Annotated in this window: 17 protein-coding genes; all 17 read left to right on the top strand. The window is 39.8% G+C overall.

Annotated elements, in window-relative coordinates:
* Positions 1–18: 18 nt before the first annotated feature.
* The 17 genes from PKC96_03245 to PKC96_03325 all read left to right on the top strand — a co-directional run bounded on the left by PKC96_03245 (position 19) and on the right by PKC96_03325 (position 21710).
* Positions 19–1176 (top strand): NADP-dependent malic enzyme, encoded by a 1158-nt coding sequence (locus tag PKC96_03245; GenBank protein HMM00342.1) that lies wholly within the window; start codon positions 19–21, stop codon positions 1174–1176.
* The gene (locus tag PKC96_03250; GenBank protein ID HMM00343.1) at positions 1169–2323 is read left to right on the top strand and encodes a hypothetical protein; all 1155 of its coding nucleotides are present in this window, start codon (positions 1169–1171) and stop codon (positions 2321–2323) included. The genes PKC96_03245 and PKC96_03250 overlap by 8 nt, the downstream gene beginning before the upstream one ends.
* Before the next feature lie 114 nt (positions 2324–2437).
* The gene (locus tag PKC96_03255; protein ID HMM00344.1) at positions 2438–3055 is read left to right on the top strand and encodes a TetR/AcrR family transcriptional regulator; all 618 of its coding nucleotides are present in this window, start codon (positions 2438–2440) and stop codon (positions 3053–3055) included.
* 4 nt (positions 3056–3059) lie between these two features.
* A complete protein-coding gene (locus PKC96_03260) occupies positions 3060–3950 on the top strand; it encodes an ABC transporter ATP-binding protein (GenBank protein HMM00345.1) in 891 nt (296 codons plus the stop codon).
* Positions 3943–4746: an ABC transporter permease subunit gene (locus tag PKC96_03265; protein ID HMM00346.1), complete on the top strand. Its 804-nt coding sequence runs from the start codon at positions 3943–3945 to the stop codon at positions 4744–4746. The genes PKC96_03260 and PKC96_03265 overlap by 8 nt, the downstream gene beginning before the upstream one ends.
* Positions 4747–4779: 33 nt before the next feature.
* A complete protein-coding gene (locus tag PKC96_03270) occupies positions 4780–5124 on the top strand; it encodes a DUF1801 domain-containing protein (protein ID HMM00347.1) in 345 nt (114 codons plus the stop codon).
* Positions 5125–5404: 280 nt separating this feature from the next.
* Positions 5405–8116: a hypothetical protein gene (locus PKC96_03275; GenBank protein HMM00348.1), complete on the top strand. Its 2712-nt coding sequence runs from the start codon at positions 5405–5407 to the stop codon at positions 8114–8116.
* 1 nt (position 8117) lies between these two features.
* Positions 8118–9680 carry a hypothetical protein gene (locus PKC96_03280; GenBank protein ID HMM00349.1) on the top strand — a complete coding sequence of 521 codons (1563 nt, stop codon included), beginning with the start codon at positions 8118–8120 and terminating at the stop codon, positions 9678–9680.
* Positions 9681–9776: 96 nt separating this feature from the next.
* On the top strand, positions 9777–10460 hold the full coding sequence (locus PKC96_03285; GenBank protein ID HMM00350.1) for a CBS domain-containing protein: 684 nt from the start codon (positions 9777–9779) through the stop codon (positions 10458–10460).
* A gap of 6 nt (positions 10461–10466) precedes the next feature.
* Positions 10467–10883, top strand: a complete 417-nt coding sequence (locus PKC96_03290) for a (deoxy)nucleoside triphosphate pyrophosphohydrolase (GenBank protein HMM00351.1) — start codon at positions 10467–10469, stop codon at positions 10881–10883.
* Between the two features lie 3 nt (positions 10884–10886).
* Positions 10887–11804 carry a hypothetical protein gene (locus PKC96_03295; GenBank protein ID HMM00352.1) on the top strand — a complete coding sequence of 306 codons (918 nt, stop codon included), beginning with the start codon at positions 10887–10889 and terminating at the stop codon, positions 11802–11804.
* Positions 11805–12022: 218 nt separating this feature from the next.
* Positions 12023–14182, top strand: coding sequence for an ABC transporter ATP-binding protein (locus PKC96_03300; GenBank protein HMM00353.1), 2160 nt, complete (start codon positions 12023–12025; stop codon positions 14180–14182).
* Positions 14179–16686: an ABC transporter ATP-binding protein/permease gene (locus PKC96_03305; protein ID HMM00354.1), complete on the top strand. Its 2508-nt coding sequence runs from the start codon at positions 14179–14181 to the stop codon at positions 16684–16686. The genes PKC96_03300 and PKC96_03305 overlap by 4 nt, the downstream gene beginning before the upstream one ends.
* Positions 16687–16747: 61 nt before the next feature.
* Positions 16748–17797, top strand: a complete 1050-nt coding sequence (locus tag PKC96_03310; protein ID HMM00355.1) for an alpha/beta fold hydrolase — start codon at positions 16748–16750, stop codon at positions 17795–17797.
* Positions 17781–20210: a glycoside hydrolase family 3 C-terminal domain-containing protein gene (locus PKC96_03315; GenBank protein ID HMM00356.1), complete on the top strand. Its 2430-nt coding sequence runs from the start codon at positions 17781–17783 to the stop codon at positions 20208–20210. The genes PKC96_03310 and PKC96_03315 overlap by 17 nt, the downstream gene beginning before the upstream one ends.
* Positions 20207–21064 (top strand): metallophosphoesterase, encoded by an 858-nt coding sequence (locus tag PKC96_03320; GenBank protein ID HMM00357.1) that lies wholly within the window; start codon positions 20207–20209, stop codon positions 21062–21064. Before PKC96_03315 ends, PKC96_03320 begins: the two co-directional genes overlap by 4 nt.
* A 1-nt stretch (position 21065) precedes the next feature.
* Positions 21066–21710 (top strand): Type 1 glutamine amidotransferase-like domain-containing protein, encoded by a 645-nt coding sequence (locus PKC96_03325; protein ID HMM00358.1) that lies wholly within the window; start codon positions 21066–21068, stop codon positions 21708–21710.
* The last annotated feature ends 2 nt before the right edge of the window (positions 21711–21712 follow it).

The raw sequence follows: 21712 nt of genomic DNA on the forward strand, positions 1-21712 counted from the left end.
GAAAGAAGAATTTAAATTATGGATATTATGGACGAATCTTTAGCCCTGCATCGTCAGCTAAAGGGAAAAATTGAGATTAAAAGTAAGAAAAAAATTAAAGACATGCACGATATGTCGCTCGTTTATACGCCGGGAGTTGCTTCGGCTTGTCTTGCCATTAAGAATCAACCGGAAGAAGCTTATAATCTAACGGCAAAAAGCAATACAATTGCGGTTATTTCTGATGGTACAGCCGTCCTTGGTTTAGGGGATATCGGACCTTTGGCGGCGATTCCAGTTATGGAAGGTAAGGCGGCCTTATTTAAAAGATTCGCCGGACTTGATGCTATTCCAATCGTACTTAATACAAAGAATGTGGATGAGTTGGTAGAAACTATATATCGTCTATCTCCGTCATTTGGCGGAATAAATTTAGAAGACATATCGGCGCCACGCTGCTTTGAGGTGGAGCGGCGACTCAAAGAATTGTGCGACATTCCCGTTTTTCATGATGACCAGCACGGAACGGCCATAGTGTGTGGAGCGGCTCTGCTTAACGCTCTTAAACTAGTTAAGAAAACCATAAGTAATGTTAAAATTGTCATTAATGGCGCTGGATCGGCTGGAATTGCCATCGCGAAATTTTTACTTTCGCTAGGAGCTAAAAATATAGTTTTATGCGACCGGTTTGGCATAATTGTCGATGGCGATGAGCAGTTGAATTTTGCGCAAAAAGAAATTGCCCAAAAAACAAATCTTGCCCGGCAAAAAGGATTGTTAATCGATGCTTTCAATCAGGCAGATGTTTTTATCGGTGTGTCGGTTGGAAATGTTGTGACGGAAGAGATGATTAAATCTATGAATTCGAACGCCATCGTTTTCCCTTTAGCCAACCCCACTCCAGAAATTTCCCGAGATAAGGCACTCAAAGCCGGGGCCCGGGTGGTTGGTACCGGGGTATCAAATCTCCCCAATCAAATTAATAACGCCTTAGTTTTTCCGGGATTGTTTAAAGGAGCGCTGGCGGCTCGTGTTCGGCAGATTACGCCCAAAATGGAAATTGCCGCCTGCAAAGCATTGGCTCATATAGTGCGGCCGGGTGAATTAACGGAGACCTATATTATTCCTAGCATATTCAATCGAAAAGTAGCCTTAAGAGTAGCAAAGGCGGTTATGAAAGCAGGAACTGATGAATAGAAATTTAGCCTCAATTTTAATGATATCGCTGGCTCTTTCCTTTTCATCTTGCTCGCAGCAAGCGACGGGCAGTTCCTCCTCATCGGCTTCTAGTTTAAACACAGTTTCCATTCTAGAGAGCGAAGATCTTAATAGTGATTATGTGAATTGGCGGGGTCGCCATTATTTTACCGATGAAAAAGAGTACTTTTACTATACAGCAACCGGATTTAAAATCGAGTTTTTTGGTCGAATAATTGACTTGGAACTAGAACTTGAAGACAAGAATAATGACATTTACTATAGTTTATCGCGCGATAATCAAGATTTGCTGGAAGCGGATGTTTATGTTCAGAAAGCGAGCGAAAAACTAAGAATTGAATTTGATACATACGCTGAGCACTCGATTGAGTTGATTAAGCGAAGTGAGCCTGAAGACGGAGTGACCAGTTTAAGAAGGGCATCGACTAACGGTTATTTTTTACCATACGAAAATCCCGCAGAAACGCCTCTTCATTTTTTACTTATCGGCGCTTCCGGAATTTCCGGTCATGGTGCGCTAGGAAAGCCCAACGAAAAGCGTACGACCGCTAATTCCTCTTCTCTGCATTCCTTTGGTTATTTGACCGCTCGCGCATTTAACGCGACTTATGAGTTTGTCAGTAACTCGGGTTGGGGAATAAAATATGGGTTTAATGATACTACGGGGAATGTTAATATTGTGCAGGCATATGATAAGATCGGCATTGATGCCAATCAAGATTTAGTCGATGTCAATTACAACCATAATAAGAAAGCCGATGTCGTGATTGTGAATGCCGGGGGAAATGACTATAGCGCAGTTATCAATAAAGCTTCCGGTTTTGATAAAGAGGATAAAGTACGAGCCTTTAAGACCCAAGTGGCGAATTTTATTCTTAAACTTCGCAGTGACAATCCTAAAGCGCACATTTTTTGGACGATGACTGAAGGTTCGCTAAACGGAACCGCCGCTTTGCAAGTTATCAATCAACTGGATAAGACGGATTCAGATTACGTCCATATGGTGGTAATCGAAGATGTCGGTTCAAATGGCGATGCAGCGGGAGCAAATGGACATGCTTCATACATAACCCATCAGCGTTCAGCTGAAACTTTAGTCGAAACTATAAATCAAGTATTAGCCTAATTCTTTCGGTCTTAGTAAACCTGGTTTCACTAACGGCCGAAAGTTTTTTTATGGAAGAAAAGGTATTGCATTTATTTGATTGACTAAAACGGTCAATGAGAATATCATACAAATATGAGCAACATTAAACTTTTTGAATCGTTACCGATTGAAAAACAAAATCGAATATTGGATGCAGCGAGCGAGGTGTTTTCAAAGTATGGATATCACCAAGCACCCACTGACTTTATTTCCCAATCAGCGGGAATATCCAAAGGATCCTTGTTCTATTATTTTACGAGTAAGAAACAATTATTTTTGTATTTGCTCGACTATGCGATTACGGAAATGATGGCAAATATTGATGTCCAGCCTCAAAAAGATCATCTGGAAGTGTTTGATTATGTTACCTATGTAACGCAACAAAAATTAGCTTTTTTTCAAAAAAGGCCTTATTTAGTTGAATTTATAATGAAAGCATATAGTGAGGATGCTTCTTTGCTCCAAGAGTCGAAACAAATGCCGATTTTAGCCCGATATGAAAAAGAAAGTTCGGCAATTCTTCAGCAGGTTGATTTCTCGACATTAAGCGAAGATATCTCTCCTTCGGATTTGATGACTTGGCTCTCGATGATATCGTTCGGTTATATGCGCCTATATTTATATCGAGAACCAGGGGCAGATAGTACTTATTTGAATGACCAGTTATTAAAGTTGTTTGCGAAAATGAAAGAAAAATTTAAGCGAGGTTAAGAATATGGATTTTGCAATCGAAGTATGCCATCTAACGAAGGATTACGGAAATCACAAAGGAATCTTTGATATCTCATTTCAGATTAAAAAAGGCAGTGTGGTTGGCTTTTTAGGTCCCAACGGAGCGGGAAAAACCACCACAATTCGGCATTTACTTGGTTTTATTTATCATCATCAGGGAACAGCAAAAATTTTCGAACACGATTGTTTTTTAGAGCAGGTCGCCATTCAAAAGCAAATCGGCTATTTACCCGGTGAGATAAGTTTTATCGAGGATTTAAACGGGGAACAGTTTATCAGATTTATGGCCAAAATGAAGAAGATGGATGACTTGACTTATGCCCATGAATTATTAACTTACTTGGATTTAAATCCCCATCAAAGTATTAGAAAAATGAGCAAAGGAATGAAACAAAAGTTAGGGGTGGTTATCGCTTTTATGAATAAACCCGATGTTCTTATATTGGATGAGCCTTCCACCGGATTAGATCCATTAATGCAACAAAAACTTATCGATCTGATTTTACGTCACAAGGATATGGGAGCGACTGTCTTTTTATCCTCGCATATTTTCGAGGAAGTGGAGAAAACCGCAGACCGCGTATTAATGATTAAAAACGGGGTGCTTGTGGCGGACGATAGGATGGAAGATTTAAAAGCCAAACGCCGTAAACGTTTTATTGTCACGCTCGGTTCACAGACGGAGATTTCCCGGCTAATAGCGATGAACGCCGATGCCATCGATATTGGCAATCAGCAAGTTCAAATTGACTCCAAAGGAGATATTAATAAAATGATCAGTGATCTTTCACATTTTCAAGTTTCAAATCTGGAAGTGCCAACGCAGTCGCTGGAGGAAATATTTATGCAGTATTATGGTGGCGAAAATGATTAACGGAACATTACTTAAAAAAGAAATCAGGGGCAATATTTGGTTGATTATCACTTTTGTGGCGATTATTTTGCTTTATGGTTCAATGATTACGGCAATGTATAATCCCGATCCGGCGGCCGGAAGTCTTTTCGCTGAGATGCAGGCGCAATTCCCCGAATTATTCGCCCTGCTTAATTTTAATGTCGACAATTTTACCAATTATGCCGCCTTTATATCCGGGTATTTATTCGGTTTTATCTTTATAATGTTTCCGCTTATTTTTGTTATCATTCTTGTGAATAAAGTGGTGTTTCGCTATATCGACAAAGGATCGATGGTCTATTTACTGACGACGCCTAATTCCCGTAAAAAAGTTATTTTTACCGAAGCGATATTCATCGCCCTAACAGTGTTGTTTTTAGGGCTTGTTATGTATTTGACAATCGCGGTTACGGCCGAGAGTAATGCTCCGGGGAAATTAAATCATGGGGCCATTCTTTATGTTCTAAGCCAGTGGTTTTTCTTCCTGATGCTTCTTTCCAGTTTAACCTTTGTTTCATCGACAACTTTTGAAGGGAAGCTCGCTTCTAGTTTAAATGTCGGGGTTCCGGCAATATTTTTTGTCTTCTCGATGATTGGCAACCTACCGGACTATGACTTCTTTCGGTTTTTAACTCCGTTTACGCTATTTAACCCCGATGAGGCGATTGCTTTCAGCGGGGCTTCAGTATGGAATTTGGTCGCTTTGATTGTTTTATCGGTAAGCTTGTATGGCTTAGGCATCGGGAATTTTATAAGACGCGACTTATCAATTTAATAAAGCAATATTTACTTTATAAGGAGCTCGGTTATGAAATGGGATAACGTAGATCAATACATCGATAGTTTAAGCGCCGATCAGAAAACCAAACTTAATGAACTCCGCTTACGAATTCTAAGTATCAATCCGCAAATAAGCGAGGGAATATCATATAATATGCCCAGCTTTATTTTTAAAAAAGTCCTTCTATCTTTTTATGTTTTTAAGCACCATATCGGCTTGTACCCTCATGCCTTGGCGATTGAAAATTTTAAAACTGATTTAAAACGATATAAAACATCCAAAGGCGCGATTCAAATCCCGATTGCCGATTCTTTGCCTATGGAACTGATTGAAAAGATAGTAAAGTACAATATCTCTTTGCTGGTAAAATAAAAATTTCGTATTTTTTTCAAATTATATGGGGGATAAAATAGTATTTATAGATGAATATACTTTGCGCATTTTTTAAGAATCAATTAGATAACCTGATGAAAGGCTCCAAAATATGGTGTTATAAAAAACTATCAATAACAGCTGAGGCAATAAAATCGATAGGGGGCAAGCAAAGGATATAGAATTACGCGCAAAACTATTTTATAATAAATCTAATAAGATGAAGTTATAGATTGGATATTTACGCGTTCAAAATTTAAATTAAGAGGTTTGAAAAACGATGAAAAAAATAGCACGAAAGCCTTGGTTTATCGGTTCCATAATGGTTGTAATTTCCATCGTGGTTCTTTTTATAAATCTACAGATTATATCGTTGGATTTAGTCGGTGGGTATTATAGTTCGTTGAATCTCTGGCAGATTGCAAATAGCGGAAACCTTGATTATGAAACGGTTTTTAGCATCATATTTAAAACCTTGTTTTTCGGTTCAATCCTCATCGTCCTTTTATCCGGCATCAGCATTTGGCGCAAGAGTAATTGGGGCTTTATTTTGTCCCACTTTTACTTTTTTGTTTTTGAATTGCTCTTTTTATCATTTCAGTTGGTTTTTAAGTATCTGAGTTCATTGGCCTTAAGTTTAATTATTGTCAATGTTGTCTTATTAGCCATAAGTTTTGCTTTTTACCTATATCGGGCGCACCTGCTGAAGCAAGAGCAAGGCGAAGCCGAGATAAAGAACGTTATCAGCGATAAAAAACGTATACAAGGAATGAAACAAACCGCATTAGCCGTCTTAATTATCGACGTTATGACGATTCTTATACTTTTGAGTATGTTTATGGTTCCCCTATACTCGCAAGGAAGCGGGGCTACCGCGACGAGCACGATTTTAGGAAGCGTTTTATTCTCTAGTTCGGCCTCAATTGAACAGACCATTTACTTTATGGTCACATTTGCAATGTTCGTGGGCGTGGTATTTTACTTTGCGAGTTGTCTTTCAAACTATTTTTATAGTCAGGAAAAATTCATTGAAAAATCAAAAGCGCTCGTTTTTTACTCTTCCTTGATGGCTTTAATATTCTTTCTTTTGGGTTTAGGAATCAGCGTCTATTACAATCTAAAAGGGGTTGCTACGACATCAATCGCCTATATTCCGATGGCAATTATGACCATTGTTATTTTTGCTTATTCCATTTTAAAAGGCCGGTTTGATCTTTTTAACCAAACGGAAGTGAAAGTGAAAAAAGTTCGTTATTATCGAATTGAGCCATTAATTTACGTCTTTATTCTAACTGCTGTAACGGTAGTATCGCTTTTCTTCAATGTGGTAAAGATTGATATTACTTGGTCGAACTACAGCGAAAATGTAAGACTTACGGGACTTACTATTCTCCGGGATTATGCGACTTTGGACGCCAGTTATCGGGCGGTAGCCTTTCTGCTTATCATCATGCTGATATCCTCGGGATTATGTTTGATCTTGGCGATTGCCAGCTATTTGGCCAAGTATACAAAGTTTAATACGATTGTGAAGACGGCCACTTTTGTAAATGTCTTTTTCCTTTTTGTCATCGGAATATCGGGATTTTACTTTTCGGTGGCCAAGGAAATCGACCGTTCAATTATCGAAAGTATTTTTGATCATTATGGTATCTCTATTCCTTCAGGTTATGAATATGAGTATAAAGTCTCTACGGATGTGGTCTACTCTTTGCTTATCGCCGTGCTGGTGACGGTTATCATGTTTTTGCGCAAGGCCTTTGAAACCGAGCAGATTGTTGCCTTAGAAGCCGACCTATATGTCGGCGGTTCGAAACCGGATCAGTTTGGAACCGGCAAAAACGCAGATGGCGATACCCCGGACGATGGAATCGCCCTTAATTTTGATCCCTGTCCCGCTTTTACGGATTTGGATAGCCGAGTTGACAAGTATAAGGAAGAGATGGCACTTCGAAGCGAATTTAAAGTCAAAGACACTTCGTTGAATGAACTCGTTAATTTCGTGGTCGATTACGCCCGTAATTCACGATTGCACCTTTCGTATACACCGGAAAACATCGCCACCTTTGTCGCCGGACTTGGGGCCGCAAAATTATCTATTTTGCAAGGTATGTCGGGAACCGGTAAAACAAGCCTTCCGAAAATATTTAGCGAGGCTATTTTTGGCAATTGCGAAATTATCGAGGTCGAATCTTCGTGGAAAGACAAGAATGAACTATTAGGTTACTACAATGAGTTTTCGATGAAATATACGCCCAAGAAATTTACTCAAAGTCTTTATAAAGCCGCACTCAACAAGGATATATTCACTTTTATTGTACTTGACGAAATGAACCTATCGCGGATTGAATATTATTTTTCGGATTTCTTATCCTTGATGGAAAATGAAGAAGACCGAAGAGAGATAAAACTCATCAATATCAATCTTGCCCGGGAGGTTGAGGGCCAAAGAGTCGAATATCTCGCGCTCAATAATGGCAATACCTTAAAAGTTCCCCCGAACATTTGGTTTATCGGAACCGCCAACCGCGATGAATCGACTTTTGTTATCTCGGATAAAGTTTATGATCGGGCGCACACGATGAATTTTACGAAACGAGCAGCTAAAGTTCGTAATTATCAAGATCCAATTAGTCGGCGATTCTACGACTATGAAACGATAAATAATCTACTGTCTGCCGCTAAAGAAAAAGGCCATTTTGATGCGGAAAATAACGAGATAATTAGAAGTGTCGAGGCTTTGCTTGCTCCCTTCAATATTTCATTTGGGAATCGTATTTTGAAGCAGATTGAGGATTTTGTTAATGTCTATACGGCCTGTTTTCCCAATGAAAAAGTAGAAGATGAGGCCGTAGAAGCAATATTGCTGAGCAAAGTGGTGGCTAAACTCGAAGTTAAGGCCATAGATGATAAGGAAAAACTGGTTGAAGACTTTCAAAAGCTGCATTTAGAACGGTGCGCAGACTTTATTCGGCATCTTGATGGAGAATAAGATGGAAGGCCAACTTAGCAATGCCAAAATTGAGGAATATCATCGTCTCTCTTCTTTGTTAAGCGGAGTCCAAACCTTTGTTGAGAAGCATCCCACGCTAACCTATCTTGAGTTTGATTATTATGTTGTTCATGATTTAACGCTTTTTTCCATCGATCCTAATTTTAACTTTCTGCAGGTGGAAGAAACTTTGAAACTGTTACTCGGCAATTTGGGGCCGATAAAAAGAATTTTTGCTAAACCTATCATCATTCTTCGTGATTCAGATGACGTATTGCCGGTGGAAAATGTTCGCACCATTAATCAAAATACCCTTCTTCATCTGGCTAATCACACCCAAAATGTAACCAATATTTCCAAACGGAAAGTTAAACCGCGGAAACTTTTAACCAGGGTTTATGAGGATGACTATTCGATCTATGAGAATTTAGTTTTTTGCAATTATATCGATGAAATTTTATCTTATGTAAGAAGAAACCGCAAAACACTGAATAATCTTTTATATGCGGGAAGCATTCTTGAATTTAATCTGTTGGAGAAAGCCAATCATATTAATTATTTCTTGGCTTTGGGGAAACTCCACACGGGGTATATCCGCGATTATAGCCAGTATTTAAATTTATCAAAAAGACTGCTGGATGAACTCTCGACGATTAGTCATACTATTCAACCGCGACTAAAAAGACCAATCTATCAAAAAAATCGAATTCGGAATAAAAAATTATCTTTAAAAAAGACCAATATTTTTCTTGCCCAGAAAGACTATCGGCGGGTTTTTCGCACTTATAAACAATTGATCGATGTACGCCCCAAACAGTTGAAGAACATAGATGCGGTAAACTTTGATGAACTCATAAAGAATTATCTTCTTTACATTCAAATACTGACAATTTTTTCGGCGATGCATCTAAACTTTGGGCTGGATGAGAGCAGTAAAATGAATTTGAAGGCATTGGATATCACGCTGACTTTTAAGGGGTGGTCATTAAACATTCTCAACCGTCTTAATAAAGAAGTGATGCTGACCTTTACGAAGGATTGCGTTTATAAAATTTTGATTGTTCCCAATATCGTCGACCAGAATAAAATTGATATCACCGCTGGTGAAGATGAACCGGATGAAATTGTCTTTGCCAGTCAGTTAGAAAATAACTATACCAGTCGTAATGATGTCTACTTAAGTGTAGATGACATCGATTCCTTTCGGCGCCTCCAGCAGATTATTCTTCGGGGAATGATTTATGCGGATCTGAGCCGCGACACGTGCCCATTCTGTGGAGGAAAACTGCAAAAGCGAGGGGCTCTATCCCAATATGAGTGTCCCGATTGCATGACGCAAATAAAAGAAAAAACATGCGATAAGAATGGCAAAAAATATTTTTTAACCGATATCGCACATCTTAGGAAGTCGACTATTAACCGTCGCGATTTTAGTATTGATGAAGAATGGGAGTATAATCGAGCGATAGAGTCGTCGATGTTTTTTCGAAATATTACCCGACTCAATAATAAAATGGATTTTATGTGTCCCTACTGCCAAGAAACTGATTCGCAAAAAGATTAATGAACGCCAAGAATGAACTTTTTTATTAATTAAGGTCTAATAATGGTTGTATTTATCAAAAAATGTTATCCTTTAAACGGAAAGAAGAAATGACTTATGACCGATAATAACAAGTACTCAATTGACAATACTTATCGTTTTCTACGCGTTTATGCCAAACTCGAGGCCAATCAACGAAATTATAACTATCTTGACCATAAATATCCGGAACAAATGAAATTATTTCGACACTTGCGAAATGATTTAGCACATAATTCGGACGAAGATTTTGACTACCCATTTATTGTTTCCGATTCTATTCTTGCCAAAATAGAAGATTTTAATTTGGAAATTTCGGCTCAGGCTTATGCCTATGCGACGAAGGTCAATAAAATACCGCTTATTACTTTTAAGACTTCTATTCGGCAAGTTTTCGATACTCTAATTGCCAGCGATTTTACTTACCTCCCAATTTTAGATGAGAAAAATTTAGTCCGAGGCATAATTACAACCGATGCTATTTTAAAGCTTTTAATTCAAAAAGATGGTGGGGTTATCGATATCAACAATTTGGGCTTTGTCGAGCAATATATGCCCTATTTCGATCTGAAGGCAAGTCCGGACGAAGTTTTTCGTTTTATCGAGAAGCGAGCCCTGTTTTATGAATCGCTTGCCCTTTTTCATCAGGCGACGGATGATAAGAAAATTCTCGGTGCGGTTTTTATTACCCAAAACGGGACCAATAAGGAACCATTACTAGCGATGATGACGAGTAATGACGCCTTGCGTTACCATTTGTGAGGAAATATGAAAAGACATATCGAAGTAGTAGCAGCGATAATTATTAAAGAGGGGAAGATTTTTGCTGCTTGTCGGAGTTACGGCAACAAGGAAACCATAGATAAATTTGAATTTCCGGGCGGAAAAGTCGAAGCCGATGAAACCCATCAAATGGCATTGACCCGGGAAATTAAGGAAGAGTTTTCCGCATCCATTGAAGTTCAAAGTCACTTCATGGACGTCGATTACGAGTACGATGATTTTACGATGACACTTCACGCTTATTTTGCTTTATTGACTAGTCATGAGCTTGTGCCTCAGGAGCATTCATCGATTTTTTGGGGAAGGGCATCGGAGTTGAGTAAGCTCGCCTTTGGACCAGCCGATAGTATTATTGTCAAGGCATTACAAAATAAAAATTTGGCAGCAATTGGAGGTAAATAAATTATGGCCGAAGAACTATATTTCGATTATGGGTTTATTAATAAGTTTAATGATTTGGGGGATGAAGAAAAAAAGCACATTTTGCAGGAAATCTTAGCCCTTCCGATGGATAGTCAGGCCGAAGGTTTTAGCAAAATAAATGTAAGCGAGTATTTTGACGAAGCGGATTTAAAAAGTGACAGGGCGGATATTAGAAAACTTATCGATGAAGTTTTTAAGCAAAAACTAAACCTTCCGCAGTATCGGGAAGCCCGAGACTTTATTCACATGGTAGGGCAGACTAGAAATTCACCGGTCGCTGGTTTCAATGTCAAAAATGAACCGATTGTATATCATGTCTATAAAACCTTAACTGCGCGCAGCCTAAAGCGTGATTTAAATTTTCAACAGGCAATATATAACGATCCGCAAAAAACGGTTATCGCGCCTCTAGCTATCGATTTTGATGAAATATGGGCACATATGGAAAACGGGATGGATATTCGGATTGAAATTGATGATTTGCTGGCCGACAAAACCGGGGCTTTTATGGTGGAAGATGGCTCGATTATAGCAATTAAAATTCTTTTATATATGGCGCTCCGTGGATACTTAGGAGCGAACAAGACCTTTTCCCAAATTTGGTATCTGATTCCGGAAAAGTATCGGCGCTTCGACGAAGAAATATATGGAACAACTTTTCCGTTCGCTCACCATTCAGAAGAGGGTATAACACCGATTGTCGACAATGATGATCGCAATCGCCTTGAATTGGGGTGGATGATCGCTTATATCCGTTTTCATTTGGATGAAGCCCACCTGGTCAGCGAAAATGTTCGCCCCTTGCTGAAGGAACTATCAATTTTCGACAGTAAAAGTGAGATTGAGGCGCATCGGTATTTGGCGGCTATTTACACTGCCTTTGCCATATTTGCCAACTAACTTGATTGGAAGGGATAGTGGAGTAAAACACATAATCCCTTTTTTTTGTAAATACGGAAATTTTGGTGTCCACTCAAAGCGTTGATTAATGATGATTTCAGGATTCGAGCATAAAAACAAAGTATGAACGCGACCAATAAATCGGTATCAAAATCCACTTATTATTGATAAACAAGCCTTAATTCAATATACTCATATTATATACGGGGTATAATAACATGATTAAATTAGTCGAAGTTTCGAAATACTATCATGAAAATAACATCGTCGCCCAAGGAATGAGAAAGGTTTCTCTCGATTTTGATTTGGGTGAATTTGTAGCCATCACCGGCGAATCGGGATCCGGGAAGTCAACTCTACTCAACGTTATTTCGGGGGTAGATACCTACGAAGATGGCGAGATGCTAATCGATGGAGTTCCCACGAGCGGATTTGATGAGAAAGACTGGGATCATTATCGGCGAAATTATATCGGATTTATTTTTCAAAATTATCATCTTATCGATTCTTATACAGTTTATGAAAATGTAGAGAGTGCCTTGGTCTTGACTGATGTCAATCCACGTGAAAGAAAAAAGCGTATCAATGATATCATTGCTCGTGTCGGGCTCTCAAAATGGAAAAATCAACGTGCAGCGCGGCTTTCCGGCGGTCAAAAGCAAAGAGTGGCGATTGCTCGGGCTTTAGCCAAAAATACGCCAATCATAGTAGCGGATGAGCCAACGGGCAACCTTGATGCCGAAAGTGGAAAACAAATATCGGCTCTTTTAGGGGAGATTGCCAAGAATAAATTAGTAATTGTTGTCTCGCATAATTATCCGCAAATTGAACCATATGCCACCCGTAAAATTAAAATGGTCGACGGCGAAGTTATCGAAGATCGCGAACTTAAAGCTAAAAATTCAGTTGAAGAAAATATTGCCCCTTTGTCTGAGCCGGTGAAGAAGAAGAGATGGCATCATGCCCTTTACTTTGCTTGGCGCAATCTGTTTCGTCAGCCCAAACGTTCGATCTTTATTTTTATCGTTTCTTTACTTGCGACGGTTCTTGTCGCCATTAACACCGGCAATGCGCTGGCGGATGCTTATCAGTTATCTTCGGTTTTAAATCTTTTTTCGATGCAGCAAAATTATGCTAACACTGATCCCTCACGCATTGTGGTTACGCCTATGGATGGCGGCGAGTGGACGGAGACGGACAGCAACCGAATAAGCAGAATTATAAATGTAAATAATGTTACCGAAAATGATAAGATGGTCGATACGAAATTTCCGTTAAATTTTGGCACTACAGCATCCAACTATTATTTCGCCGATACTTTTATGCGGGAGTATTATTCACAATTGCCAATTTTAAAGGGCAAAACTCCGCTGGATAAATTTGATGCCATTGTTTCCTACGACGTCATTGATTATTATGGAAATTTATCTTTGCCCATAGAGGTTAGTTTTGGAAGCAGTCAGTTGGCTTCAATTGTTCCGGATATTCGTATAGTTGGGGTTGCGAAAGACGATGGTCGGACTAAAAATACAATTTTTTTCTCCGAAGAGGCCATGACCAGCATCGCTTCGACTTTCAAAATTAATGATTTGGAAGATCGGATTACTGTTTTTTATGATCAAGCGCATACCAGTGGTTTTCGGGTTAGCCAAATTGGTTATGATTCCGATATTTCGGGAACTGATGCCTTTCTGATCGACTATGAAGTTGATAATACATATTATGGAATGATAGATAATGTTTCATTTAATATAGGAAGCGGAAATTTAACCCGATACAACAATTATGACTATGGAACTCTAATTATCGGGCCGGATTTTCTATCACAGTTTTCTATCGAAACACCGAATAGACAGGCCAGTGTTTTCGTCAGTGACATAATGTTTCGAAGCACGGTGGCTTCACGCTTAAAAGCCCTTGGCTACCGGGTGGTCATTCCTTCGGAGGTTGGAATGGATAACATCGCTGTTTTAAAGATTCTCGCTTATCTGTTGGTTTTCCTCCGCAATGGCTTACTGATGCTATTTATCGGACTTGGAACCTATCTAGTTATGCGTTCGATGCTTCGGGCAAAACTAAAGGATTATGCCATATTATCAACCATCGGATTAGACAAAAAGGAAATCGATATTTTATCCCTTTTGGAATTATGGCTCTCGTTTACTCTCTCCTTTGTCGTAACATTAATAGTCTTAACCGCAGTTCGCCTTTCACATTTAGGACTTTTCTCGGTTTTGATCAGTAATTTAAATTTCTTCGTGATTGTCGCCATCTATGGATTCTTGCTTATTCTATCGCTTTACATTATTAAAAAGTTTACCAAGTATATGAAGAAAAAATCCTTATTGAGTGAAGTAAGGGGGACCAGCGAACTATGATCGAGCTACGTCAGGTTGACAAGTATTTCAACCGCAATAAAAGCAATGAGATTCACGTTATTAACAATGTTAATCTCGAACTCCCAAATAAAGGACTAGTGACCTTTTTTGGAGAGTCAGGATGTGGAAAAACCACTTTGTTAAATGTTATCGGCGGCCTAGAATATCCGGATAGCGGACGAGTTTTCTTTGATAAGAAAGAATATTCAGAGAAAAAAATAGATATTTATCGACTGAAGAATATCGGCTTTATAGCTCAGAGTTATTTGATACTGCCAAGTTTAACGGTGTTTGATAATTTGGATTTAGTGCTTAGACCATTCGACTTGACGGCTAAGGAAAAAGAAGAACGAATCGAAGCTGCTCTTGATTCGGTGGGTATGTTGAAACTTAAAAAGCGCCCAGCCGGTCAATTGAGTGGCGGTCAACAGCAGCGGGTAGCTATCGCTCGGGCACTTGTAAAGTCGCCTTCGGTAATAATTGCCGATGAGCCGACGGGAAATCTCGATGAAGCCAATACTTTAACCGTGATGAATATCATCCGTAAATTGGCGGAAAATTGCCTGGTAATTTTGGTTACGCATGAGGAGCGGATTGCATACTCATATAGCGATAGAATCATTCGGCTTTTAGATGGAAAAATTATTAAGGATGAACTCAACAAGCCCGATGCTGGGGCATACGTTCATCGCGATGAAAATCAAATTAATATTCATGGCCTCGAAAAAGAAGAAGTTACCGGCGAACAATTTGATTTGACCTATTTTTATAAAGATAAGGCCCCCAAACTTCAACTTCGCGTTGCTTTTCATAATGATACTTTCTTCATTGAAGCCTATGACGAAAAGAATCACCGTATCAATTTAGTCAATCCGAAAGAGAAACTTTTTATCGATCGCGAGATTAATGATAATGTTGTTGCAACCGAGGATAATATCACCTTTGTTCCTTTGAAGAAAGAAGAAAAACTGCAGGCTTCTCTGTCTTCTATGGATGCTTTTAAAATGGGGCACTCTTCATTTAAAGGTTATCATGCCAAGCAAAAACTAATGATGGTAATATTCTTTATTTCCACCGCTTTGCTTACGATTTCAAGTGCCACTATAGGGCGGTATATTTTTCCTGATAGAGGAAGTATTTTAACTAACCATACGGAAACGCTGGTTATTAAGGCGGTTAACAACTATCAAATGCCGATAAGTATTGACGCGTCAACGGTCAAGGATTTGAGTGAAGAAACCGGACATACGGTCTTACCGGATATTTCCAAGGAAGTTTTAAGCAGTATTAACTTACCATACTTTACACAGATGGAAAACAGTTTGATTAGCGTTCGTTCACCCGGTTTTGCCCAACTTGATTTGCTGTCGCCGAGCAAAATAAGTTATGGCAAGGAAGATGTGGTAAATGGCCAAACAATCGAGATTCAAGCCGATGAATTAATTCTGGATAAACTGGTGGTTAATGCTTGGCTAAAAGAAGGATCAATAAAAGCTGGTGGTCTTAGCAAGGCGGAAGATTTGATTGGCAAGAAATTGTATTTAGCGAATAGTTATTCCTTGTCCTCATCGTTCTATGCCGGAAAGATTGCCGCGATAAGCAACACCAATCAATATGTTGCCTACGTGAGTGATGATTTTATATATGATTACATACTTGGTTCTTATTCGAGTATTGTGGATTCCCGCTACGAAAGCCGCTTTGTTGACATTGATAAAGTAACAGAAGTGGAAAACTATCATAATTTAAATGGTGATATTGTGCCGTTATCTTCTTTACCGGAAGGGACATCGGTTGTTCCGCAGAGCTTTTACGATATGGCCAATATTAGTTCCAGTAACAAAACGGCCAATATCGATGATTTATATTTCGAAGTCGATGGTTACTATGACAATAGCGAATACTCTAAGATTATTCAGCATCAGGACACGATAGATGGCTTATACTATAAAGTGTTGGCAAACGTTTCCGGTCAGGGACTGATTGTCTATAATCGAGGAAATCAACAGGCAGCGATTGAAGAGATATATCAATCCCATGGCTATAGTAACATCAGTATCTATCACCCACTTAGCGATGCGATCAGTGAGTATCGTAGCCAGCAGGGTTCAACCATAAGCATTATTGGATCTTTTGGCGGAGTTTCTATTATCGTCGGGCTCATCTTCCTCTATTTTGTAATGCGCTCTTCAATGATAAGAAAAATTTATGAGATTGGTGTTTATCGTTCGCTTGGTATTGCTAAAGGTGATATCCGTAAAATTTTTGACAGCGAGATCTTCTTTATTACAATTCATGGCGGGGGCGTATCATTTATTCTTAGTTCGGTATTCTTATTCGCCGCAGTGAAAGGCACCCTGGCTTCTACCTTCTTCTATCCGTGGTGGTTATTTATCGTAACCGGCGTACTGCTCTACGCAATTAATTTTGTAATTGGGCGCTTGGCTATGGCGGGAATTCTAGGGAAATCGCCGGCGGATATAATTAAAAAACACGATATTTAGTGAGCAAAATTCCACTTCGGTGGAATTTTGTTTTATAATCTTAAGATGAGGGTATAAATATATGGATATATTTTGGAAAGTTATGCTCATTTTAGGAACAGCCGTGATGACGCTTTTTGTTTTTTTTGTTATCTATTACCTTATAATATGGACTAGTCTAAACCAAGTGTTTACCCACCGCCAAAAGCGAAATCCTAATTTGAAGTACTTTGAAGCTGGTGATTTTGCCGATTTAAACGCGGATAAAGTTGAACTAAAAAATTACGCGGGGATTACTCTTCGCGGATATCTATATTCGTTAAATGGTGAATCGGTTGATACGACCGATCTGATTGTTTTTTTCCATGGTTGGGGGATGGGACATTTAGCCTATACAAAGGAAATAAGAACCTTGGTTTTAAAAACGCATAAGCCAGTCTTAGCGATTGATTATCAGGGCTGCGATTTAAGCGATGGCAAAAAAACCGGTGGCTTTTATCATGCGTTGATTGATGCTGAAGCGATAGTTCATTTTGCTATAAGGCAATTTTCGCCCCAAACCATTCATTTAGTCGGCCATTCGTGGGGGGGATTTGTCGCTGCCAATCTTTTACGAGTGGAATCGTTTTTAGAGGTTAAGACCGTTACATTCATTTCCGCCCCTGAATCGATGGCCAAAGTGGGAAGAGCTTTTTTAAAAGGAAGTGCAACCCTTGAGCGAGTGCTAAATTTATTCGCCTGTATCCGCTATGGTAAAGTGGCCAAACTGAAGACGAGCGATTCGATTGCGTCCAGTAAAACTCCAACTTTGTTTATTCATGGAGAAAAAGACCAAGTGGTGGCATATAAATATAGCGGCCGTTTGTATTTAAACGTCAGTCAAAACAAAGATAATATCCGCCCGCTTGTCTTTCAAAATAAGTATCATAACCCCTATTTGACGGAGGAAAGTGAAGCGGCACTTATGACGATGTTATATCGGCAGCATGAGTTAAAGAAAAATAAAAACGATCAACTGTTATCATCCTTTTACTCGTCAATTGACTATGGGCTATTGGGAAACGATGATATGATGGTATTTGAAATGATAGATAAACTAATCAAGGAGCATAGCAATGGATCCAAGAATTGAAAAAATCATATCGGAAGCAACTGTCAAAGAGAAGGTGTCTTTACTTTCCGGCCTTGATGCCTGGCATACGGTTCCGCTTTCGCGCTTTGAACTCCCGTCCATTACGATGAGTGATGGTCCTTATGGATTGCGAAAGGTAATGAATAACGTATCCGGACTGGATGTTTCTTATCCGGCCACCGCTTTCCCAACATCATCATTAATCGCTGCCAGTTGGGATGAAAAACTTATAGTCAAAATGGCTAAAGCGATGGCTTTGGAGGCTCGGGATCAAGGGGTGGATGTAATTCTCGGCCCGGGACTGAATATTAAGCGTTCGCCACTCTGTGGCCGTAATTTTGAGTATTTTAGTGAGGACCCATTTCTTTCGGGAAAGCTGGCCTCCGCATTTATTAGGGGAGTGCAGGCGGAAGGGGTCGGGGCCACGGCCAAACATTTTATCGCCAACTCTCAGGAGACGAAACGGCTATTAAATAATGCCATCATTGATGAGCGGACGTTGAGAGAGATCTATTTACGCGCGTTTGAGATCGCCATTAAAGAGGGGAAACCCCTTTGTGTTATGAGCAGTTATAACATGGTAAATGGTGATTACATGAGTGAGAACAAAGAAATCGTTGATGATATTTTACGGCAAGAATGGGGATACCGCGGAGTGGTCATGACCGACTGGGGGGCGATGCACAACCCGGTGAGCGGCGTGCGCGCGGGAACGGACTTGGCTATGCCTGGGCAAAATGAACCGGATAAAGCCGTAATTAAAGCCGTCAATTCTTTCGATTTGGATATTCAGCATGTCAACCAATCGGTTACCCGTATCGCCAATCTATCGTTTAAATTACAGGAAAATCGTCGCTCACCGATCGCAAAAGTCGATTATGATGAGCATTTTGCTGTTGCTCGAGATATTGCGAGCAATTCGATGATTTTACTAAAGAATGACGATGAAATCCTTCCCTTCAACAAAACTGATAAAGTTATTGTCATCGGTGCTTTCGCGGAAAACAGTCGCTTCCAGGGAGCGGGAAGTTCACAAATTAATCCCTATAAACGGGATAATTTTCTTCTTGCACTTAAGGAAGAAGGAATCGAATATGAGTATTTTCCCGGGTTTTCTATCGATGGTAACAAAGAAACTGACAAGGCTCTATTTGACGAGGCGCTTGAAGCGGCGAAGACGAGCAATCAAGTTGTGGTGATGAGCGGATTGCCCCCGACTTATGAGGCCGAAGGCGCTGATCGCGAATATCTCCGGCTTCCGGACAATCAAAATCGCCTGATTGAGGCTTTGGCCGGTGTAAATAAGCATATAGTTATTGTCATTTCGGCTGGGGCTCCGGTTGCGATGCCCTGGGTTAATGAGGTGAAATCAATTTTGATGGCTTACCTTGCGGGCGAAGCCAGCGGTCAAGCCACGCGGGATGTGATTTTTGGCAAAGTAAATCCCTCCGGGCACCTCGCGGAAACCTTTCCTTTAATGCGCGATGATACGCCCTCGCTTCAGTATTTCGCGGGCGTCAATCGCAACATTGAGTATCGGGAGAGTATCTTTGTTGGTTATCGTTATTACGATACGGCAAAGCGAAGTGTCCTCTTCCCCTTTGGCCATGGCCTCTCATACACAAAGTTTACCTATGATAATTTAACTATCGATGAAAAGAACCTTTCTTTGAAAGGAAAAATAAATATTTCTTTTCAATTGACGAATATTGGGGAACGAAAAGGAAAAGAGGTTGTTCAACTTTACGGTTCACGCGTTTCTTTATCTAAACTTTTCCGAAGTCAGCGACAATTAATCGCTTTTAAAAAGATTGAGTTGGCTCCAAAGGAAAGCACGATTGTCAAGTTTTCAATTGAGGCGAGCGATTACCGTTACTGGAATACAATTATCCATAATTGGGCAATTGAAGGCGGGCGTTATGCCGTAGAAGTCGGCTCGAGTTCACGCGACATTCATCTAAGACAAGAGTTTATAATTGAAGATGACGGAAATGAAGTGATGGATTATCAGACGCTTGCCCCGACTTACTATAATTTAAAATCGGATGGTCACTTTGAAACCCATTTCCGCGAGTTTGAGGCAATATACGGCAGAAGAATTTATCATGTTTATTCCGCGACCCATCGGCCGTTTACTTTGGATAGTACGATTGACGATGCTCATAGTTACTTAATAGGTAAACTCGCTAAGAAAATAATAATTAAAGTAGCCAAAAAGATGGCGGGAGAAGACGAGATAAAAGCAAAAATGTATGTTCTGTCGGTTCTAGATACGCCGATCGGTTCATTATCCGCCCTAAGTGGAGGAATTTTATCTCATAAGCAATCTTTGGGCTTACTTGACGTAATTAATGGTCGGCTTATTCGCGGGGTTTTTCGGCTTGTAAAAAAATCGGGAAAGAGTAAATCATGATTTTATTGCTTTTGATTAATTTTCTAACCCGTCTTGGCTTTTTCGCTCTTTTAGTCATGAGCACATTTCAGGGTTATAAGTTAAATGTTACTGCCTATGATATCAATCTAAGTGCACATTCCGGCACGGCGACAATTCTTCAGATCAGCGATTTTCATAATCGAGGATACGTCTTTGATAATGGCAATTTTTTCGATGTGATAGACGCTTATGCTTTCGATTATGTGTTTTTCACCGGGGATATTGTGGATGAAAGAACCAAAGATTTTACTCAGGTGGAGGAACTCTTTGCGCACTACGCTAATTACGAATGCTTTTATGTTACCGGCAATCATGAATTTGCGATGGACGAGGACAAGCGCATGGCGTTTTTCGCCCTTTTAAATGAATACAATATCATCCGTTTAGGACAGAATAATTGCTATCCCCTTGCGCGTTTGAGTTCCACGTATGTTATCGGAGTTGATGACCCCTATCAATATGCGGGTCAAGATATTACTCGAGAAGAAAATGATGAACTCTATTTTGCCGATCTGGAACAAGAGATGAACAATATTCCCCATGAGGCCGCGACAATCCTTTTAGCCCACCGGCCCGAGTATTTCAAAGAATATGCCAACTATGGGGCGGATGTTATTTTTTCCGGGCATACCCACGGCGGGCAGATTAACTTTCCGGGGCGCGACGACCTTATAAATCTTGTTTCTCAGCGCCCATTTTATTCTGGAGGGATCTTCTACGAACAATCGTCAACAATGATAAATTCGCGGGGAATCGGCTATAGCACACTAAAGATTCGCTTTGGAAACGGGACGAATGCGGAAGTAACATTGACAAAGATAAGAGGGGTTTAAGATGATTATTCTTACGAGTGACGGATTATCAAGTGACGCTTTGCTTTTCGAAGCTAAATCGTATATTAAGCCGCAGGCTAAAGTGATTTTTATCACTACGGCATCGGGTATCGGTAGCCGAGACCGTTCGCTTTTTGCGGTGAAAAAAGAGTTGGCTAAATTAGGAGCCGGCTCATTTAGAAGTGATAGTTTACGGAGAAGAAAAGACTTAAATTTTCTTCTCGACTATGATGTTATTGAATTATTGGGAGGGAATCCTTTTTTGCTTTTAAAGCGGCTTAAAGAATTAAATTTTTCCGCCGTTTTGCAAGCGATACTCAGAAAAAATATTTTGCTTATCGGCTATAGCGCTGGGAGTATTGTTTTGCAAAACAGTCTACGCCTAATCGCCCGACTTAAAGAGGATGAAGGAGATATGAATGCCGATGTTCACTTGAGCGATATCAGCGGATACAAACTCATCAATGCCAGTATTGTCCCGCATTGGCAATATTTAAGCAGATGTTATCCGCACTATCGACGGATAGTAAGTTACTATGAGCATAAAGAAGAAGAAAAGGTAATAAAGCTAAATGATGGTGAAGGGATCTTTGTCAAAGGGCGAAATGACTACTACTTCGTCAAGGGAGAAAGCCGCAACAATTAAAA

The organism is Bacilli bacterium (assembly GCA_035326105.1).
In the GTDB taxonomy this organism is placed as follows: domain Bacteria; phylum Bacillota_I; class Bacilli_A; order RFN20; family CAG-826; genus UBA7706.